The organism is Flavobacterium amylolyticum, assembly GCF_048284335.1.
Lineage (GTDB): Bacteria > Bacteroidota > Bacteroidia > Flavobacteriales > Flavobacteriaceae > Flavobacterium.
The window spans coordinates 127,239-147,739 of the sequence record NZ_JBLVPG010000004.1; the positions used below are offsets into that span (position 1 = coordinate 127,239).

Consider the following 20,501-nt stretch of genomic DNA (forward strand, 5'->3'; position numbering starts at 1 on the left):
TTGCAGATTTCAAATTGATATTAATTTTTGGCATTCCAATTTAAAAATTCTTGATAATCTCTTTCAACTGATTATCTAATTCGGGATTGGAAATTTCACCGTTAATAGCATCAAAATTAGCCTCAAAACTTGGGAGTGAAAAAGTTGCTTTTACATTTCCACCATAAAAAGGAAAAGCATTTTTTGCAATACCCAAAACATTCCCTCCGCCTTTTGCTCCTGGTGAAGTGGCCATCAGTAACATTGGTTTTTCCTGAAAAACCTTAGCACTTATTCTGGTACACCAATCAAAAATATTCTTGAAAGCGGCAGAATAATTTCCATTATTTTCGGCCATGGAAACTACTAATATATCTGCGGTAGCAATTTTAGCTAAAAATGCTTTTGCTAACGCATGCTGCCCTATTTCTTTTTCGATATCAACAGTAAAGATGGGCATTTGAAAATCATTTAAATCCAAAACCTCCACTACAGCATTTTCAAAAAGACTTGCTGCATACGTTGCTAATTTTTTATTGATCGAATTTTTGCTGGGGCTTGCACCAAAAGCGATTATTTTCATGATGATTTATTTTTACTAAAAGTACTAAAAATAATATAGCAACAATATAATTTACCGCAGATTGACAGATTGCAAAATCAATAAGAACCCAAACTTCATTTTTTTCTGAATCGATTTTACCCCATAGTACTTCACTAAGGTTTTTATTTTAATTGAAGTTCAGTGAACTTTGTTTGAAACGAAAAGTATTTTTTAATTCAATCCTATTCTTCTTGACACTAAAGAGCGACCAAAAAAGCTCCTTTTTTTGTCTTAAAAAAGATTGAAGGAGAAATCTTAAAGTAAAAGATGGATTAGGTTTATAAAAAAAGTCGAAAGTTAGTACTAACTTTCGACTGTATGATTTTTGACAATATGCTTTTTTTTAAACGTTGAATCTAAAATGCATTACATCTCCATCTTTTACAATGTATTCTTTACCTTCTACTTTAAATTTCCCTGCTTCTTTACATTTAGCTTCAGAACCGTAATGAACAAAATCTTCATACGCAATGACTTCGGCACGAATGAATCCTTTTTCGAAATCAGTGTGAATAACTCCAGCAGCTTGTGGCGCAGTTGAGCCTGCATTTATAGTCCATGCACGAACTTCTTTTACACCTGCAGTAAAATACGTTTGTTGCTTTAATAATTTATAGGCTGCACGAATAAGAACTGAAGCACCTGACTCCGTTAACCCCATGTCTTCAAGAAAAACCTGACGTTCTTCATAGCTTTCTAACTCTGTAATATCTGCTTCAGCACCTACTGAAAGTACAATGACTTCAGCGTCTTCATCCTTTACCAATTCACGAACCTGATCTACATATTTATTTCCCGTAACTGCAGAATTCTCATCTACATTACAAACATACAATACTGGCTTTGAAGTAATCAACTGAAATCCTTCCATCAGAACTTCTTCGTCATTATTTTGAGGAATTACAGTTCTGGCAGATTTAGCTTGTAACAATATTTCTCTGATTCTGTTTAGCAACCCTTCTTCTACTTGGGCTTCTTTATTACCCGTTTTAGCAGCACGCTTAACTTTTTCAAGACGTTTATCTACAGTCTCCAAATCTTTTAACTGCAACTCAATATCAATCGTTTCTTTATCACGAATGGGATTCACATTGCCATCAACATGAACAATGTTATCGTTATCAAAACAACGTACGACATGAATAATGGCATTACATTCTCTAATATTTCCAAGAAATTGATTCCCTAAACCTTCGCCTTTACTGGCTCCTTTAACTAAACCTGCTATATCAACAATATCAACAGTAGCCATTTGAACCCTTTCTGGTTTTACTAGTTCCTCTAATTTTTCAATTCTTAGATCGGGTACGTTTACAACACCAATATTAGGTTCAATAGTACAAAAAGGAAAGTTGGCACTTTGCGCTTTTGCATTTGATAAACAATTGAATAACGTTGATTTTCCAACATTTGGTAATCCTACAATTCCTGCTTTCATATGTAGATAATATTTATTTTTAATGGAATACTATATTGTAATCTTACTGTTTAAAATAGATTCCAATACGATTTATGCTATTTCTTGTACAAATAATACGCTATTATTAAATGTAGCATTTGCTCTAAAAGTTTGCAAATATAAGATTTTATAAATCTTTAAATAAGTAAAAAGTGTAGTTTAAACAGAGCTCATATGTTTTTTATAAAAATTTAAACGATTTGCTAATATTTTGTTAAAAAAAAATTATATTGCAACCGATTTTAAATCAAACAAAAACCAAACACAACTTAATTATGAAAAAATTTGCATTATTATTATTTCTATTAAACGTCTCATTTCTTTTTGCTCAAAAAGAAATTTCAGGTGTTGTTAAAGATGACACCGGCAATGCTTTGCCTGGGGTTAATATTATTGAGAAAGGAACACAAAACGGAGTCTCTACTGACATGGACGGGATGTATAAGATTAAAGTTAAAGAAGGCGCTACATTAGTTTTTAGTTATGTAGGTTTTTCTAAATTAGAAAAAGCAGTTACAGGATCTGTTTTAGATGTTGTTTTATCCGAAGAGGGCGGACAAAATTTAGATGAAGTAGTGGTTACAGGAACCAGAACGGCACCAAGAAGTAACACTACATCAGCATTACCTATAGATGTAATTTCTGCAAAAGACTTGGCTTCAACTGGTCAGGCTTCTTTTGACAAAGCGTTACAATATAAAATCCCATCCTTTAATACGGTTCAAACACCAGTGAATGATGCGACATCATTACTGGATCCTTATGAAATTAGAAATATGGGACCAAGTAGAACCTTGATCCTTATCAACGGGAAACGTAAAAACTTAAGTTCTTTACTATATGTTCAAACGTCTCCTGGACGTGGTGAAACTGGTGCAGACATTTCAGCAATTCCTACTGATGCTATCGAAAGAGTAGAGATACTTCGTGATGGTGCTTCTGCTCAATACGGTTCAGATGCCATTGCAGGAGTAATGAATATTATCTTAAAAAAGAACACAAACGGTGGATCAGTAACTGTAAGAAGTGGAATGACTTCTGAAGGTGATGGTGAAATGTTAGGCGTAAGTATGAACAATGGTTCTACAGTGGGGGAAAAAGGATTTGTAAATTATACTGTTGATTTTTCTAAAGTCAACCTAGCTAACAGACCCGGAACAGTTGATGCTGCCGGTGAAGCAGGAGATTTTGGAGCTTCTCTTTCAGATGTTCAAGCCTTTCTTGCTAAAAAACCAGATGCTGGAAATATAAATGGTTCACCTGAAACTGCAGCTGCTAAGTTTCTAGTAAACGGTGGATTTAGTTTATCTGATGAAACATTATTATATTATAATGCAGCTTATGTATACAAGAAAGTAAATTCTTTTGCTAATTACAGAACTCCATACTGGAGAACTTTAGCTGATTACCCATTCCTTAAAGACTTTTTTGGTGATGGAACTCCAGGTTCTTATCAAGGTTATGTACCAACATTTACAGGAGACTTAAATGATTACAACGCAACTTTAGGTTACAAATCAACAAAAAACGAATGGAATACAGATGCTAGTATTACTGTAGGTGGAAATACCCAAACCTATTCCGTTGACAATTCCTTCAATAGATCTAACATTAAGGATGGTAATGGAAATAATGTTTATTTAGAGAATAGTCCAATCTCTTTTAAGCCAGGAGGAACTGCTTTCAATCATATTGTAGGAAATTTAGACATATCTAAAGTATTATCTGATAAAATCAGCATAGGTTTTGGTTCTGAGATCAGAACAGAGACTTTTGAAGTAACGGAAGGTGACAAAGCATCTTGGGAGGGTATTGGAGCCGATTCATTCGCGGGCAACAGACCGGAAAATTCAGCAAAATGGAACCGTTATAATTTAGGTGCTTATTTTGATCTTGCTTATGATGTAACTGAAGATTTCTTAATAAATGGAACCGTACGTTATGAAGATTATAGCGATTTTGGTGATGCTACAGTATGGAAATTGAGTTCTAGATATAAATTTTTGGACGACAAAATTACTTTAAGAGGATCTATTTCTACTGGTTTTAGAGCACCTACATTACACCAAATTTACACTCAAAAATCACAATATTCATTCGTTCCTGGACAAGGAATCCAAGTAAGCGGAATCATTAATAACGTATCACCACAAGCACGCCAATTAGGAATTGATCCATTAGATGCTGAGAAATCAACAAACATCACTATTGGGATTGGAGCAAAACCTATGAAAAATTTTAATTTCACAGTCGATTACTATAATATTAAAGTAGAAGATAGAATTGTTTTAGGAGACAGACAAGATACTCAATTTGGTAATGTGGCTTGGTTTGAGAATTCATTTGACTCAAGAACTACTGGTTTAGATGTCGTGGCTAATTATAATAATATTGATTTAGGAACAGGGAAATTAGGATTCAACTTATCTGGAAACATTACTTTTCAAAATGAAAGAATTTCACCTGTAAAAAGTGGTAATTTTGGACCAATACTTGAATCTTTAATGTTTACTTCAAGACCAGAAACAAAATGGATTTTAGGAGCGAATTATGAAATTGGAAAATTTGGCTTTTCTCTTAACAATACTTATTTCGGAAAAAGTACCTTTAATCAAGATGGTTTAGCTACAAATAATCCTAATGCTCCCGTTGGCTCTGTAGACTATTTAAAAGCTAACTTAAAAACGGAGTTTATTCCTAAAGTTGTTACCGATTTAGGCATTACTTTCTCTGCTACTGAAAAATTAACTTTAGCATTAAATGTAAACAATTTATTGAATGTGTTACCTGAGTGGAAATTTGTAGCTGAAAATGCTAAAGGTACTGAGCTTTTAAACGATCCTGTTCAAGTAAAAAACCAATCTAACTTGATTACTTTCAACCAACGTTATTCTCAAATGACGTATGATGGATATCATTTTAGCCAATTAGGAACGATGTTTAATTTATCGTTAAACTACAAATTCTAATTCATTTATTGAATAATTTTAAAAGGGCTGTCAATGACAGCCCTTTTTTTTTGTTTCATTTATTCTCCATACTTTAATGCTAAATACACAAATATTATGGCAACTCTTTATGACGGAAAAATGGCTTCTATTTTTGACGCCATTTAGCAAACTTGATCAACTGCAGATCATAATTGTCAATTTCACTTAGATATTTATCTTGAAATAGATACAACCATTCAGGAAAAATGTTTTCTGGTTCATTATTTTAGATTTTTTGAATGGCTCTTTTTAGATTTTTTATTTTGCGTTTTCCTTTTACTGCATAAAAACTGACCTTATCTTATACTATAAATATTTCAGGTAAAACCCCTCGTTTTTTTTAAAAAATATATATAATTACAAAAAGGGTAAAAAAGGAATAACAAAAATGATAAAAAGATTTCAGATAATAAAAATAAAAAACCCCTGTTTTACAGGGGTTTTAATATATATGAAAGTTGGATGCTTTCATAATTTGTGACCTTGACTGGATTCAAACCAGTAACCTCTTGAGCCGTAATCAAGTGCGCTATTCAGTTGCGCCACAAGGCCATTTATTATATTATTAAGATATAAAACATCTTAGCGGGTGCAAATATAGTTATAATAGTGTAATCCGCAAGTCTAAATTTATAAAAAAATAAAAATAAATGTCACTTATAAATTATCTAATTGATAATCATTTATTTACTTTAAAAGTAGTTTTATATAAAGTCATTCCTACCTTACAATCCAACCCCCTAATCAAAGACAAAATACTTGAATATATGCTTTATTTCTTGCTGATTAAAAATTAAAAGATATTGTGTGGACATGCTAACTGAATCATTATAGAAAGTTAAGAAATAAATCTTTATTTTAACATATCGAACAGGTGCTCAAAATTTATGACGAAGCTTTTAAAGACAAAGCAATCCAATTGAGTTAAAGGAGAACAAACATATCAGAACTCGCTAGAGAGTTAGGAGTAAAAGCCCCACAGTAGTATAAATGATGTAAAAATTTTCAGGCGTTTGTCGCAGGCAGTTTTCTTAGAAAAGGAAATTTAAAACTAACTCCTCAGTAAGAAAAATTCAGGAACTGGAGAAAAAACTCAAAGATGCCGAGTTAGAGCGAGATGTATTAAAAAAAGCAATCGGCATTTTTCCCAAGAGTGGTCGATAATTTATAGTTTCATTAAAAATATCGAACAATTATTCCCTATTGAAAAATGTGAAAAATTATACTGATTAGCAGTGGAAGTTATTATCAATGGAAAAAACAAAGAATTACCCCAAGGATGCTACGAAAGATTGCCATACAAGAACAAATAACATCGATTTGTTTTAAATTCAAACAACCCTATGGAAGTCCTAGAATAATATTTAGAACTTCATAGTTTAGGCTATAAAATTTCAAGACTCGAGAGCTTTACTTGAACAAGCTAAGCAATTACGGTAGTAAAATATATATATGAAAGAGCTAGGCTTACGAAGTAAATTAAATAAGATGTTTAAAGTAACAATCAACTCGAATCATAATTATTTAGTGTTCGGAAATGTATTAAACAAAGCCTTTATTCTAAACATGCCTTCAAAAGGATGGGTTTCATATATTGCTTATATCCAAACCAATGAAGGATTTGTATATCTGACGACTATTAGGGATTTGTACGACAGGAAAATTATAGGATGGAGTTTAAGGATGAAATGAATACAGTTGAATCCTCACTTAGAGTTTGGAAAAGTGCGGTTAAAAATCAAAATATTAAAGAAGATTTGATTTTTCATTTTGACAGAGGCGTCTAAATATGTTCGCAAAAGTTTGAGAATATTGATGTTTCCTATAAAAAATAACTACCAGTATGAGACGTAGAGGGAATTCTTGGGATAATACTGTTGGAGAAAGCTTTTTTATATCCTTCAAAACTGAATTGGTTTATGGGAACAAACTGATTTCTAAAGAACAAATGAAACTGTAAATCTTTGAATAAATTGTAGTTTGGTAGAACCGAAAAAGAAGACATTCTGCTTTGAACTATTCAACAATCGAAGAATTTAATAATCAAATTATTTACAAAATATGGAGCTTAAATAAAAATAAGGTTTTATGTGGATATTCACAATGGATTATTTAATTAGATTGAAATAGGTAGGAGTGTGAATTGCAATTTATTTATCCAAGTGATAAAATTTAATTATCAAATAATTCAGAAGTAAATACAATAACGTTCCTACTACAGCAAGTGTAATAATACAACTTATCAGGTTTAATAAAATATTAGGAATAAACTTCAAGCGAGGATGTGTGATTAATGGCTCCCGATGTAGTCTTTCGTAGATATTTTCCTTTACTTTTTTGATTTTCTTTTTGATAGCCTATTATGATTTAAAGAAAAAGGTTAGTATATATTTCTTCTCTTTTCTAATGTGATTCTAAATTACATAATAAATTCAATATAAATAGATTCTAAAATAAAAAAAGAGCATTTCGAATTGAAATACTCTTTTAATTTATTAAAATTATTATTGTTAATAATTATATCCTTAATTTGAGGTAATTGTTTAAATTCCTCTAATATTCCCTTTATTCTTCAAGAAAATGACTTCAATTATTTTACTAGTCATTCCAGCATCTAATTTTAGTTGTTTAGATAAAACTTCAATTACATTTTTTTCTTCTTTCTCTAGTGTACCGTCAGCAAGTAATACTTCAAGTGCAAGAGCAAACACCGTTTCTTTATCACCATCCTCAATTAATTCACAACACGCAGAAATATATTTTAATTGCCCTAATTCTGCTCTTAAATTGAATGCTTTAGCGCAAAGAGGCGCGATGTCTACTTTAATAAATTTTTCTTTGGAATGTAACACTCTTGATAATGTTGCTGTTTCCGAATCTGTTATTTGATTGTCAGCAGAAATACAAGAATATAAAATGCCAACCCAAGCTTCAAACTCTGAGATTACAGGATTATGTTCACTATTATTAATATTTTGAAATGAGCTCATGTTTTTATTTTTTTTAAAGTTACAGCTAACATCCCCAAGGAACATTGAATTTAGTAATAAATTATGATTTACAATTAACTAAATTCATTAAAAATTCATGACAAGAATATTACTATTTATCTATTAAGGAAACAATGTGTTCTTTTATAATTTTATATTGAGTATCAATAATCGACTGGTTGCAGCCATGTGCAGCTCCTGGGACTAAAAAGAATTCTTTTTTTGGAGCTTTTATTTTATCAAAATAAGATATGGTGATTTCCTTTGGAGTTAAAATATCTTCCTCTCCCTGAATCAAATATATTGGAATTTTAAAATTTAAACCACTTTCTAAAAAATTTATAGAACCAATAATTCCTTTAATCCCGATTTGTTTATGGCCAATATAATTTATAAAGGAATAATCATCCCCATCTTCCCTATCCTTACTATCCATTGCATTATCATATTTTGAGGCAATTTTCCACCAAGAATTAGGAACTGGAATTGAATTTTTTCTTTCGTATTTTTTTATAATTCGAAAAAGTTGGCCTGCGTTTTTAGCATTAATATAAGGAGGGATTCCAATAGATCGAAGCGTATCAATGGACTCTTGGTCATAAGCCTTTTGAGCCATTTTATATATTTTATTATAACTAACCAGTAAGTTTTCGCTTGGATTAACAATTTGAGAGTGCCCCACGTATGCATGGAAAAGAGCTGGATTTTTTAAAGCCATTTTAGTTCCTAAAACGGAACCCCATGATGTTCCTAAAATTATGATTTTTTTTGTTCCAAGATACTGGATGAGATATTTTGAAAGTGCAATCCCATCATCCGTCATTTGCTCGACTGACAATGGATTTTCTACCCAATAGTCTTCATTAATTTCTACAGGCGCATTTCGTCCAAAAGTCCTCCCACTACCTCTTTGATCCCACTGCACTAGTATAAAGTTTTTTTCCCAACCGCCATATATCGTATTATCATATGGACTCATCGTGCTACCTGGACCACCATGAAGAAATAAAATAACGGGTTTTGAATGGTCATCCCCATTAATTGTAATCCATTGTTCAATGCCACCAATCGTAATAAATTTTTCTTCATGTATGGATTTATTTTGGGCAAGTATTGATACAGGAAGTAATAGATAAAGTAAAATAATTAAGTTATATTTTTTCATGAAATTAATTTTAAAAAGGGTATAAACATTCCTAAATTATTGATTAGACACCTCGTCTTTAATTTGTTACAATAAAATATAAAAAATTACTAAATAATTTTATAAGTATTAAACTAACACAACCTAAACCCTTAATTCTGCTAAGCTTTTGATCAGACAAATAGTTATTTTTAATTATTTTTAAAGCGTCCCATACATATAAATCAGTAATGTAATTTTTAGTGCTTTATGTTACTAAATAGTCAATTCTCAATCCGTTTCGCTAAACGCTGCTATCATTTGGATTAATTCGAATGCTCCTGTCAAATCTATAGTATATTTATCTAATAGTAGGACTCTATTTACAATCATCGCTATATCTACTGTCTATTCTCCCAATGTGATACAATTTACTGATTGTTGTATGACCTTTACTATCCACTCTGCTTTATTTTGAGTTGCTCAATTAACTAATAACACGATATTCCCTTTATAAAAATTTTTATTATTGCTTCCAGCAGTAAATAGATTTTTATAATACTTAAGCTTGATTTACTATTGTATTAATCATATCCAGAATGTAAAGAAGTAAGTCTTTTTATAAACACTTACTTCTTTGGAGATAATTAAAAAATTTAAAGGTACTAAATTTTAAAAAAACTATTGAAAATCAAACCATTATACATAAATAGTATCTCAAACATAAAAATAGTTCGATAAGCGGTTGTTGAAATTGAATTTAAAAAATTTATCAATATCAAACTAATTACCAACTTATTCCTATTAATGCTCAATATTTGATTTAAAGAACTTTAATATCCTTAATTATAGTTTTCGATTGTTCATCGCTTAGCTAACGTCAACTATCTGTATAGTTTTTATCTATTAAAAAATAATTTAGATACGGATCTTTATATGTAATTTCGCTATCAAGAAAACTAAAATTAAGTATAATATGGAAAATAACACAAATGCAGGTACAACGTCCTACAATGTGAACAGTGAAAGTAAATGTCCATTTAATCATGGTGCAAGTGCTGGTACTCCTGCAAAGCAAGGCGCTGGTTCTGCTCCCGCAAATCGTGATTGGTGGCCAAATGAATTAAAATTAAACATCTTACGCCAACACTCTGCACTATCAAACCCAATGGGAGAAACTTTCAATTATGCGGAAGAGTTCAAATCTTTAGATTTTGCTGCTTTGAAGCAAGATATCTTAGATTTAATGACAACTTCGCAAGATTGGTGGCCAGCAGATTATGGATTTTATGGAGGATTATTCATTAGAATGGCATGGCACAGTGCAGGAACCTATCGCATCGCTGACGGACGCGGAGGATCAGGTGCTGGAACACAACGTTTTGCACCATTAAACAGTTGGCCAGATAATGCTAATTTAGATAAAGCACGTTTGTTGCTTTGGCCAATTAAACAAAAATATGGCAGAAAAATTTCTTGGGCTGATTTATTTATTTTAACAGGTAACTGTGCTCTAGAGTCAGCTGGTTTTGAAACTTTTGGTTTCGCTGGCGGACGTGAAGATGTGTGGGAACCAAATGAGGATATATATTGGGGTTCAGAGCGTGAATGGTTAGGAGACAATCGTTACAATGGAGAACGTGAATTAGAACAACCTCTTGCTGCAGTTCAAATGGGATTAATATATGTAAATCCGGAAGGACCTAATGGAAATCCAGATCCTGTATTAGCAGCTCATGATATTCGTGAAACTTTTGCCCGTATGGCAATGAATGATGAAGAAACAGTTGCATTAAGTGCGGGTGGTCACACTCTAGGTAAAACTCATGGCGCAGCAGATCCAGAGAAATATGTTAGTGCTGAACCTGCAGGAGCAACTATCGAAGAACAGAGTCAAGGTTGGAAAAACAGTTACGGGACTGGTAATGGTGGAGATACAATTACTAGTGGTTTAGAAGGTGCATGGACTACTACTCCGAATAAATGGAGTAATAATTATTTTGAAAATTTATTTGGATTTGAATGGGAATTAACTAAAAGTCCAGCAGGTGCTCATCAGTGGAGACCCAAAGATGGCGCAGGTGCAGGTTTAGTACCAGATGCACATGATGCTTCAAAAAGTCATCAGCCGTTTATGTTAACTACAGATCTTTCCCTACGATTTGATCCTGCTTATGAAAAAATTTCAAGACGTTTTTTAGCCAATCCATCAGAATTTAATGATGCATTTGCTAGAGCATGGTTCAAACTTACACACCGAGATATGGGTCCGAAAACTCGTTATTTAGGACCTGAAGTTCCTGCTGAAGAATTAATTTGGCAAGATCCTATTCCAGTAGTAACACATGAATTGATAAATGATCAAGATATAGCTTCTTTAAAAGCAACTATTTTGGCCTCAGGATTATCAGTTTCTCAACTGGTATCAGCTGCTTGGGCTTCTGCATCAACTTTCCGTGGTTCCGATAAACGTGGTGGTGCTAATGGTGCCCGTATTCGTTTAGAACCTCAAAAAGATTGGAAAGTAAATAATCCTTCTCAATTAGAAAAAGTATTACATACACTTGATAAAATTCAAAAGGATTTCAACAGTGCTAATTTTGGCGGTAAGCAAGTTTCAATTGCTGATTTAATAGTTTTAGGTGGAAGTGCAGGAATAGAACAAGCAGCAAAAAATGCTGATTATGATGTTAGAGTACCATTCACTCCGGGTAGAACTGATGCTTTACAAGAACAAACTGATGTAGCATCATTTGCAGTTCTTGAGCCACAAGCAGATGGTTTCCGTAATTATGTTAAGACAAAATATACGGTTTCAGCAGAAGAACTACTTATCGATAAAGCACAATTGTTAACATTAACAGTACCTGAAATGACAGCTCTTGTTGGTGGTATGCGTGTGTTAAACACAAATTTTGATCACTCCCAAACTGGAGTTTTTACAAAACACCCAGAAGCTTTAACGAATGATTTCTTTGTAAACTTACTTGATTTAGGTACAACTTGGAAAGCAGTTTCAGAATCTGACGATGCATTTGTAGGTACAGATCGCAAAACTGGTGCAATTAAATGGGTTGGAACTCGAGTAGATCTTATTTTTGGCTCTAACTCAGAGTTAAGAGCCATTGCTGAGGTTTATGGTTGTGTAGATTCACAAGAAAAGTTTGTTAAAGACTTTATTGCTGCGTGGACTAAGGTGATGAACCTTGACCGATTTGACTTAGTTTAATTTTAGATTTTATAATTTGTTAAAAAAGGAGATCTGGCAACAGATCTCCTTTTTATTTTTATAGTATATTTTTTTCATAAGAAACCTTTTAAATCACCCAATAATAGAAATAAACTATTTCACAAACGCTTAGCTTAATTCGAATGAAAAAAATTTATACAATATTAAGTTTTGTTATCTACATAAAAATTAAGAGTTTTTCATACTGTGAATCTAATAAAAAGCCGACTCATAAAAAATGAGCCGGCTATATTTTTTTAACAAATTATCTTTTTTTAGAAAATATATCTAATTCCAAACTGCGCCTGCCATCTTGATAATAAACTTGCGTCATAGTTGAAGGTTTTGGTTTGAGTACCGTTAAAAGTATAGGTTGGTATTTTTGTAGTTTGATCAACAGATACACCAATTGGTTGAACACTTGTTGGCACTTGAACCAATCCCCAATCAGAATTAATCAAATTACCTAAGTTCAATACATCAATACTAAATTGAATTGTATTCGTTTTAATAGAAGCGGATGAAATTTTAAAGTTATAATCTTGCATTATTTTAAAATCCCATTTTCCTCTCCATGGCGAAAGCGCTCCATAACGCGCTGCGTACTGACCTCTTCTATCACTCAAATAGTTATCCTGCTTGATAAAGGCATCAAATGCGGCACCTTGACTAACTCCACCAGTAAATACCATAGTACTTATTTCGGCTGAAGTTGGTATATAAATTAAATCATTACCCGTTGCCCCATCATTGTTAATATCTCCTCCATACGTATAATTAAAACGGCCTCCTTGCGCGTATTCAAAGAAAGTCGATACAGTAGTAGCCCATTTATCATTAGTACCATATTTCCATTTTTTTGAAGCTACTCCTATAAAACGGTGCGTATCCCCATACTTAGAATCAGATAAAACTGCATCATTCACATTCCCCAAAGCCGGATTAAAAGCAAAAGCATCACCCGTAATTTCTGCTTCAATAGAATTAACATCCTGTGACTTTAAATAGTTGTAGGCTAAACTTGCAAAGAATCCATTGTCAAAAGTCTTTTGTACTTTGATAGAAGAGTTGAATGCACTTCCTTTATTAGTATTAGTCAATACATATCCATTAGTTCGCGCTGGAAAACCATAATCAGTCCAAGTACCATAATCTGCACTACCATATATTGCTCTATTATCAGCTCCTGTCAATTGACTTGTTGGTCGTTTTAACCCCCAATTTTGTATATGAACCCCATTTAAATCTTTATTATAAGACATGTCTATCGTTACAATATAATCATTTTCAAATTTATGATCAAATCCTAAACTAGTTCTCCATACCTGTGGAAATTTAAAATCTTCGTCTACTACTTGATAGAAAAATGGATCTATACCACCTACTTGATTTCCAATCCACACAAAAGGAAGTTTACCGGTGAAAATTCCAGTACCTCCACGCAACTGTTGTTTTTTATCTCCATTAATATCCCAATTGAAACCAACTCTTGGCGACCAAAGTAAATTATTATTGGGTAATTTAGTTGAATCAAAATTCTTTACACTACCATCAGCTGGATTATAATAATCAATATTTGGCAAATATCCTTCTGAATTATCTGTGTCAATAAATTTTTGAGCCAATTCTGATGTATTGAAATACAATGGCTTATCAGCTCTTAATCCATAAATTAATTTAAAATTATCACTGATATTCCATTCATCCTGAACGTAAAAAGCTAATTGTCCTACTGTCGTTTCTGCTAAATTCCAACCCCCATCAACACCATCTTTCAATGCATTTTTTGTGTCGAAAGTTGTCTGTGCGTTTTTTATTGCAGTACTGTAATACCCATTTGCAATATTCGCATCAAAGCCTGCCATATTTGTACTTCCAAAAACATCAAAACCATACCCTTTTAAGTTAAATGAATTTTTGAAAATGAACTTTTCGAATGAGAAACCTAGTGTATAGGTATGGTTTCCTCTGACAATATTCAAATTATCAGTAATTTGAATTACTTTTTGATCTAATTTATTATTGATAGAGAAAGGCTCATGACCTGCAATAATGTAAGGAGAACCATCTTTAGTAATTGTAATTACTGGTGCAGGAGCAGAAAATGGATTTCTAAAATCATTAAAATGAGTATAACCAGCTTGTAATTTATTAGAAACCGTCTCACTAAATTTAGAATTTAATTCTACTAAAAAAGAGCTAATTTGGTTGTTAATTTGGTACCCTGAATTTTCAAATTGTAACGTATTTGCATCAATTCCTCTACGAATAATAGCGGTAGGATGTGCAGGCTTATCTTTCGAAGCATCTAAAAAATTATAAATAACAGCTAGTTTATGATTGTCATTAATATTCCAATCCAACTTTACAATTCCTTTACTTGAATTAGAATTATGTGTAAATCCTTGATAAGCTCCAGTATTATACCCTAGCTTACCTAACTCCGTAGAAACATGCATTAAATCAGTTGCTAATACTCTGGATTCATTCACTCCAGTTGTTCCATTTCCATCATTAGCAACAAAATTTGATCCTGAATCGCTTCTTTTATCAATTTCAAAATTGGTAAAGAAAAATAATTTGTTTTTAACAATTGGACCACCAAGACTAAAACCGGTTTGTGTTTGCTCCAATGAGGGTACAAATATTTTTTCTCCTTTAATTTTATTACCTGTCATATCCTGATTTCTATAAAAACTATAAGCAGTTCCATGGAATTCGTTTGACCCTGATTTAGTTACTGCATTTACAGAAGCTCCAGTAAAACCCGATAATGTTACATCATAAGGAGCAGTGGCTACTTGAATTTGCTCAATTGCATCCAGTGAAATAGGCTGAGAGCCAGTTTGTCCACCCGGAGTTGCAGCATCTAATCCAAAAGGATTGTTAAAAACTGCACCATTAAGTGAATAACTGTTGTATTGATCGTTTCTACCTCCAAAAGAACCTCCACTTGCTGTTGGTTCTAAACGGGTAAAATCATCTGCTGATCTTGAAATAGAGGGCAATGCTGATAATTCTCTTCGACCAATCGTAGTTTCTGCACCGGTTCTTCCACTTTGAAAAACTCTATTTTTAGAACCAACTACTTTTACTTCCTCCAGTTTCTGACTTTCATCTTTTAAGACAACATCTAAACTAAATACTTTACCTAAATCAAGGTAAACATCATTGTATTCCTCACTTCTGTATCCTACATAGGATACGACAATTTTGTAAGGACCACCAATTCTCATATTCAACATACTGATTCTTCCATCTGCATTAGATAGCGCAGAATACTTAGAACCTGTTGGAACATGTGTTGCCTGAACCGTCGCTCCAGGTAGCGTCTCATTGTCAGAACCTCGCACAATCCCTTTGATGCTAGAAGTTGTAGTTTGCCCAATGACAGCGCTGAAACTAAATAAAATTAATAATAAAGTAATGATTTTTTTCATTTGTGTAAATGTGTTATTTTGGGTGCAAAATTAAACAAAAAAAAAATCACTCCTAAGAGTGATTTTAATAATTTATTAACAATATGTTAACAAATTTATGCTTTTTCAGCAACAATTTCATAATCTAATTCAATTATTACATCTCTGTGCAAACGAACGTTGGCAGTATATTTACCAGTACGTTTAACAATTCCGCTTGTAATGAATTTTCTATCAATTTGTTGTCCACCTTTAGCTAAAGCTTCAGCGATATCAATATTCGTGATTGAACCGAATAATTTTTCACCACCTGCTTTTGCAAAGATTTTAATTTCGATAGCTTTCAAAGCTTCAGCCAATGTTTTTGCATCATTAACTACTTTAGCTTCTTTGTGAGCTCTTTGTTTTAGGTTTTCAGCTAATACTTTCTTTGCAGAAGATGTTGCTAAATGAGCGTGTCCTTGTGGGATTAAAAAATTACGTCCGTATCCGTTTTTTACAGAAACGATATCATCTTTAAATCCTAAATTTTGAACGTCTTGTCTTAAAATAAGTTCCATGTTGTTGTCCTTTTTTATAGAAGTTAGGTTTCGTAAATTTTAATGTAACTTTTTTAAGTACCATTAATCATTGCTTTTTTTATTCATGTTTGTTTACAACAAACGCTTTTATTGATAGCAATTTCATGTTTCAGAAAACCAACAACTGTTAATTTTATATTATTTTAGTAAATCAGCCACATATGGCATTAATGCTAAGTGACGCGCTCTTTTTACAGCAACAGACACTTTTCTTTGGTACTTCAATGAAGTTCCTGTTAAACGACGAGGAAGTATTTTTCCTTGCTCATTAACAAATTTCAATAAGAAATCAGCATCTTTATAATCAATATATTTGATACCTGATTTTTTGAAACGACAATACTTTTTAGTTTTATTTGTTTCTATGTTCAAAGGCGTAAGATATCTGATATCTCCGTCTTTTTTTCCTGAAGCCGATTGTTGTAGTGTAGCCATGATAATTAAGCTTTTGTAGATTTTAATTTAGTTCTTCTTCTTTCAGCCCAAGAAATAGCGTGTTTGTCAAGACTTACAGTCAAGAAACGCATTACTCTTTCATCACGTCTAAATTCAGTTTCAAAAGCAATAAGGACTTCTCCAGCTACTTTGAATTCGAATAAGTGATAAAAACCACTTTTTTTGTTTTGAATTTCGTAAGCCATTTTTTTAAGGCCCCAGTCTTCTTTCGATACCATCTCTGCACCTCTACTAGTAAGAAAATCTTCAAATTTGCTTACTGTTTCCTTTACCTGAACTTCAGATAAAACGGGATTTAAAATGAAAACAGTTTCATAATGATTCATAAATATATATTTATATGTTATTTTGGGTGCAAAAGTAATCAATAATTCTTAGTAAGCAAGTCATATTTCATTTTATTCGATGTACGGTAAAAAAACTTAGCTCCGTTAATTTTCTTCTAATAAAAAAGTAGTATGTTTACATAGCCAAATCTAAAGTACAATATTATGAAACTAAACTGTGTGGTTGTGGATGATAGTTCAATCCAAAGAATGATTATCGCCAAGTTAGTTAATAATCATCAAAATTTACACCTAATTGGTGATTTTTCAAATGCAATTGAAGCAAGAAGCTGTATGTCTATACATAACGTCGATTTGATCTTTCTTGATATCGAGATGCCAGTGATAAGTGGTTTTGATTTTTTAGATGGTTTAAAGATAAAACCTCAAATCATTTTCATTACCTCAAAAGCTGAATATGCCATGAAAGCTTTTGATTATGATGCTACAGATTACCTTCAAAAACCAATTGCTATCGATCGATTCAATGCTTCTGTCAAAAGAGCCCTCGATTTTCATTTACTGAAAAAAGATAATAAAGAAGAAGAAGGAGAGCACATTTTCATTAAAAGCAATTTAAAGAAATTAAAAATCTTTACCTCTAAAATAAAATGGATTGAAGCTTTTGGAGATTATGTTCGTGTTGTTACAGAAGAGGATAGCAATTTAGTGCTGTCTACAATGAAATCTTTTGAAAATGATCTGTCAAAAGAAAAATTCATCAGGGTACATAAATCTTATATCATCAATATTGACAAAGTAGAACGATTTAATAGTAAATATGCTGAAATTGGGATGACGAAAATCCCTTTGAGCCGACATAAAAAAGAAGACCTCGTTCGCGCACTTTCATTTTCGTAAACAAATACCTTTTGTTAATAAAAATCTACATTTATCGTGACTTTTATCGCTCTGTACTGAGCAACAGCTTCAAAACTATTTAGTATTTTCTGAATAGTTTTTTTTGTATTTCCAATAGACACATTTTGAGGTATTTTAATGATAATTGTTCTAATATATTCATTTCGAATTCTACTAATTGCAGGCTCTTCAGGCCCTAAAACCGGCATACTCAAGTTTTGACTCATTACTTGATACAACCACATTGAACCTTCCTTTAATTTATCAAAATCGCGTTGTTTCAGCGTTAGCTTAATGATTCTAAAATAAGGCGGGTATTTATAGATCTGTCGGTCATACAATTGTTCTTTATACATACCTGTGTAATTATTATTGGTAACCTGTTGTATTGTATTGTGATTGGGATTATAAGTTTGTATAATCACTTTTCCTTGTTTTTCTGAACGTCCCGCTCTACCGGCAACTTGAGTCATCATCTGGAAACTTCTTTCGAAGGCTCTAAAATCAGGATGATACAACATATTATCGGCATTCATAATACCTACTAAACTCACGTTATCAAAATCCAATCCTTTGGCCAGCATTTGAGTTCCGACTAATATATCCATTTCTCTGTTCTTAAAACTATCAATTATTTTTTCGAAACCAAATTTACCTCTAGTAGTGTCCTGATCCATTCTTCCTATTTTTGAATTTGGAAAAATAGCAATCAATTCTTGCTCTATCTGCTCGGTTCCAAAGCCTTTTGTAGTCAAATCTATACTTGAACACGAATGACAATGCGTAGGCTTGGCCATACTGTACCCACAGTAATGACACCGCAACTGATTTTTGTTCTTGTGATACGTCAAACTAACATCACATTGCTGGCAATGTGGCACATGACCACAAGTGAGGCATTCAATTATAGGAGAATATCCTCTTCTATTTTGAAATAAAATTATTTGCTCTCCTAATGACAATGCATTCGTTATTTCTTCAATTAAAACATCGCTGAAATGTCCCGTCATTTTTTTGCGGAAGTATTTATCTTTGAGGTCTACTAATTCAATAAGCGGCATCATTACATTTCCAAAACGTTTTGAAATTTCGACTAAGCCAAACTTGTCCGATTTAGCATTGAAATAGGTTTCTATACTGGGAGTAGCAGAACCCAATACCACTTTTGCTTTGTGCCAATGGGCCAAAACTATTGCAGCATCGCGCGCATGATACCGTGGCGTTGGATCTGCCTGCTTGAAGGTTTGCTCATGCTCCTCATCTATAATAATAAACCCTAAAGTTTTAAAAGGTAAGAACAAAGCTGACCTCGCTCCTATTACGACTTGCGCTTTCTCCGAGTTAAACAATACTTGATTCCAAACCTCTATACGTTCATTATTATTATATTTTGAATGAAAAACAGCAACTTTATTTCCGAAATAAGCTCTCAGTCTTCCCACTAACTGAGTTGTCAAAGCAATTTCGGGCAATAAATACAATATTTGTTTTCCAGTTTCCAGATATTCTTCAATCAGTTTAATATAAATCTCCGTTTTTCCACTGGAAGTTACACCATGTAATAAACAAACTTCTTTTTGAAGGAAACTCTTCTTAATTTCATCAACAGCTGTTTGTTGATCCGCACTTAACTGTAATTCGTCTTCCCTTATTTTTCCGTTGAAATTTATTCTGTCTTCCTGTAGAAAATAATCTTCAAATATTTCTTTTTCAATCAAGGCCTTTACAATTGCCGAAGAAGAATTCGCTTGGTCCACTAGTTTTTTTACGGTAATGGGTTTGTTTTCTGTTGCGCTTAATTGAAAATAACGCATAACGATTTCCTTTTGTTTATTGGCACTTTTCAAGATCTCCAATAACTCACTTAAACCTTGATTGGATTCGTATTTAGCATGTAAACGGACATAACGCACTAACTTGGGTTTGTAGCTTTCCTGAATTTCTTCCTGAAGCACTAAAATATTCTTATCAATGAGTTTTTGAATAACAGGAAAGATATTTTTCTTATTTAAAATAGCAATGATATCTTGCACTTTTAGAGAATTCTGCTGTTGTAACGCTTCGTAAACCAGGAATTCATCATCCGAGAGAAGACTTACATCAACATATGAATCGGTTTTTTGAGAAATAAGAGTTTCACTTTCCAGTAAAAGTGCACTTGGCATGGCGCCACGATACACATCCCCAATAGCACACATGTAATAGGAAGCAATCCATTGCCAATGCGCAATTTGGATTTCGGTTACAATGGGTTTTTCATCCAAAATTTGATGAATTTCCTTTGCATCGTATAACTCAGGTTTGTTTTGATGGATTTCAATAACTAATGCCGTATACATTTTACTTTTACCAAAAGGAACTGCAACCCGCATTCCTTTTTTAATATACCCAAACTCCGCTTCAGAGACGCTGTAGGTAAAAGTTTTAGCGAGAGCAAGTGGTAAAATTACTTCTACAAAATACATTTATAATCAATTATGAATG

At 32.6% G+C, this 20,501-nt stretch carries 13 protein-coding genes and 1 tRNA gene; 4 read left to right on the forward strand and 10 right to left on the reverse strand.

Annotated features, from left to right (window positions below; translation table 11 throughout):
* Positions 1 to 40 precede the first annotated feature (40 nt).
* Positions 41 to 562 carry an NADPH-dependent FMN reductase gene (locus tag ACNQF9_RS13660; RefSeq protein ID WP_417990420.1) on the reverse strand — a complete coding sequence of 174 codons (522 nt, stop codon included), beginning with the start codon at positions 560 to 562 and terminating at the stop codon, positions 41 to 43.
* Between the two features lie 364 nt (positions 563 to 926).
* Positions 927 to 2,021 carry a redox-regulated ATPase YchF gene (ychF, locus tag ACNQF9_RS13665; RefSeq protein ID WP_417990421.1) on the reverse strand — a complete coding sequence of 365 codons (1,095 nt, stop codon included), beginning with the start codon at positions 2,019 to 2,021 and terminating at the stop codon, positions 927 to 929.
* A 296-nt stretch (positions 2,022 to 2,317) separates the two neighbouring features.
* On the opposite strand from ychF, the gene ACNQF9_RS13670 reads away from it, so the two are divergent.
* Positions 2,318 to 5,011, forward strand: coding sequence for a TonB-dependent receptor (locus ACNQF9_RS13670; protein ID WP_417990422.1), 2,694 nt, complete (start codon positions 2,318 to 2,320; stop codon positions 5,009 to 5,011).
* Positions 5,012 to 5,510: 499 nt separating this feature from the next.
* On the opposite strand, the gene ACNQF9_RS13675 is transcribed toward ACNQF9_RS13670, so the two are convergent.
* Positions 5,511 to 5,584, reverse strand: a tRNA-Arg gene (locus ACNQF9_RS13675).
* Between the two features lie 936 nt (positions 5,585 to 6,520).
* On the opposite strand from ACNQF9_RS13675, the gene ACNQF9_RS13680 reads away from it, so the two are divergent.
* Complete coding sequence (locus tag ACNQF9_RS13680; RefSeq protein WP_417961473.1) at positions 6,521 to 6,724, forward strand: hypothetical protein; 204 nt, start codon at positions 6,521 to 6,523, stop codon at positions 6,722 to 6,724.
* Between the two features lie 851 nt (positions 6,725 to 7,575).
* Here ACNQF9_RS13680 and ACNQF9_RS13685 read toward each other — a convergent pair.
* Positions 7,576 to 8,022, reverse strand: a complete 447-nt coding sequence (locus ACNQF9_RS13685) for a tellurite resistance TerB family protein (RefSeq protein WP_417961475.1) — start codon at positions 8,020 to 8,022, stop codon at positions 7,576 to 7,578.
* A 112-nt stretch (positions 8,023 to 8,134) separates the two neighbouring features.
* Positions 8,135 to 9,187, reverse strand: coding sequence for an alpha/beta hydrolase family protein (locus ACNQF9_RS13690; RefSeq protein ID WP_417990423.1), 1,053 nt, complete (start codon positions 9,185 to 9,187; stop codon positions 8,135 to 8,137).
* Positions 9,188 to 10,121: 934 nt separating this feature from the next.
* Here ACNQF9_RS13690 and katG point away from each other — a divergent pair.
* Complete coding sequence (katG, locus tag ACNQF9_RS13695) at positions 10,122 to 12,374, forward strand: catalase/peroxidase HPI (protein ID WP_417990424.1); 2,253 nt, start codon at positions 10,122 to 10,124, stop codon at positions 12,372 to 12,374.
* 275 nt (positions 12,375 to 12,649) lie between these two features.
* Here katG and ACNQF9_RS13700 read toward each other — a convergent pair whose 3' ends face one another.
* The 4 genes from ACNQF9_RS13700 to rpsF form a co-directional block, all read right to left on the reverse strand.
* Positions 12,650 to 15,814: a TonB-dependent receptor gene (locus tag ACNQF9_RS13700; protein ID WP_417990425.1), complete on the reverse strand. Its 3,165-nt coding sequence runs from the start codon at positions 15,812 to 15,814 to the stop codon at positions 12,650 to 12,652.
* Positions 15,815 to 15,909: 95 nt separating this feature from the next.
* Entirely contained in the window at positions 15,910 to 16,353 is a 444-nt protein-coding gene (rplI, locus tag ACNQF9_RS13705) for a 50S ribosomal protein L9 (protein ID WP_417961483.1), read from the reverse strand.
* Positions 16,354 to 16,512: 159 nt separating this feature from the next.
* A complete protein-coding gene (rpsR, locus tag ACNQF9_RS13710; RefSeq protein WP_007138295.1) occupies positions 16,513 to 16,809 on the reverse strand; it encodes a 30S ribosomal protein S18 in 297 nt (98 codons plus the stop codon).
* A gap of 5 nt (positions 16,810 to 16,814) precedes the next feature.
* Positions 16,815 to 17,156, reverse strand: coding sequence for a 30S ribosomal protein S6 (rpsF, locus tag ACNQF9_RS13715; protein ID WP_035671622.1), 342 nt, complete (start codon positions 17,154 to 17,156; stop codon positions 16,815 to 16,817).
* A 165-nt stretch (positions 17,157 to 17,321) separates the two neighbouring features.
* On the opposite strand from rpsF, the gene ACNQF9_RS13720 reads away from it, so the two are divergent.
* Positions 17,322 to 18,017, forward strand: coding sequence for a LytR/AlgR family response regulator transcription factor (locus ACNQF9_RS13720; RefSeq protein ID WP_417961485.1), 696 nt, complete (start codon positions 17,322 to 17,324; stop codon positions 18,015 to 18,017).
* Between the two features lie 14 nt (positions 18,018 to 18,031).
* Here ACNQF9_RS13720 and priA read toward each other — a convergent pair whose 3' ends face one another.
* Positions 18,032 to 20,482: a replication restart helicase PriA gene (gene priA / locus ACNQF9_RS13725; RefSeq protein WP_417990426.1), complete on the reverse strand. Its 2,451-nt coding sequence runs from the start codon at positions 20,480 to 20,482 to the stop codon at positions 18,032 to 18,034.
* Positions 20,483 to 20,501: the final 19 nt, after the last annotated feature.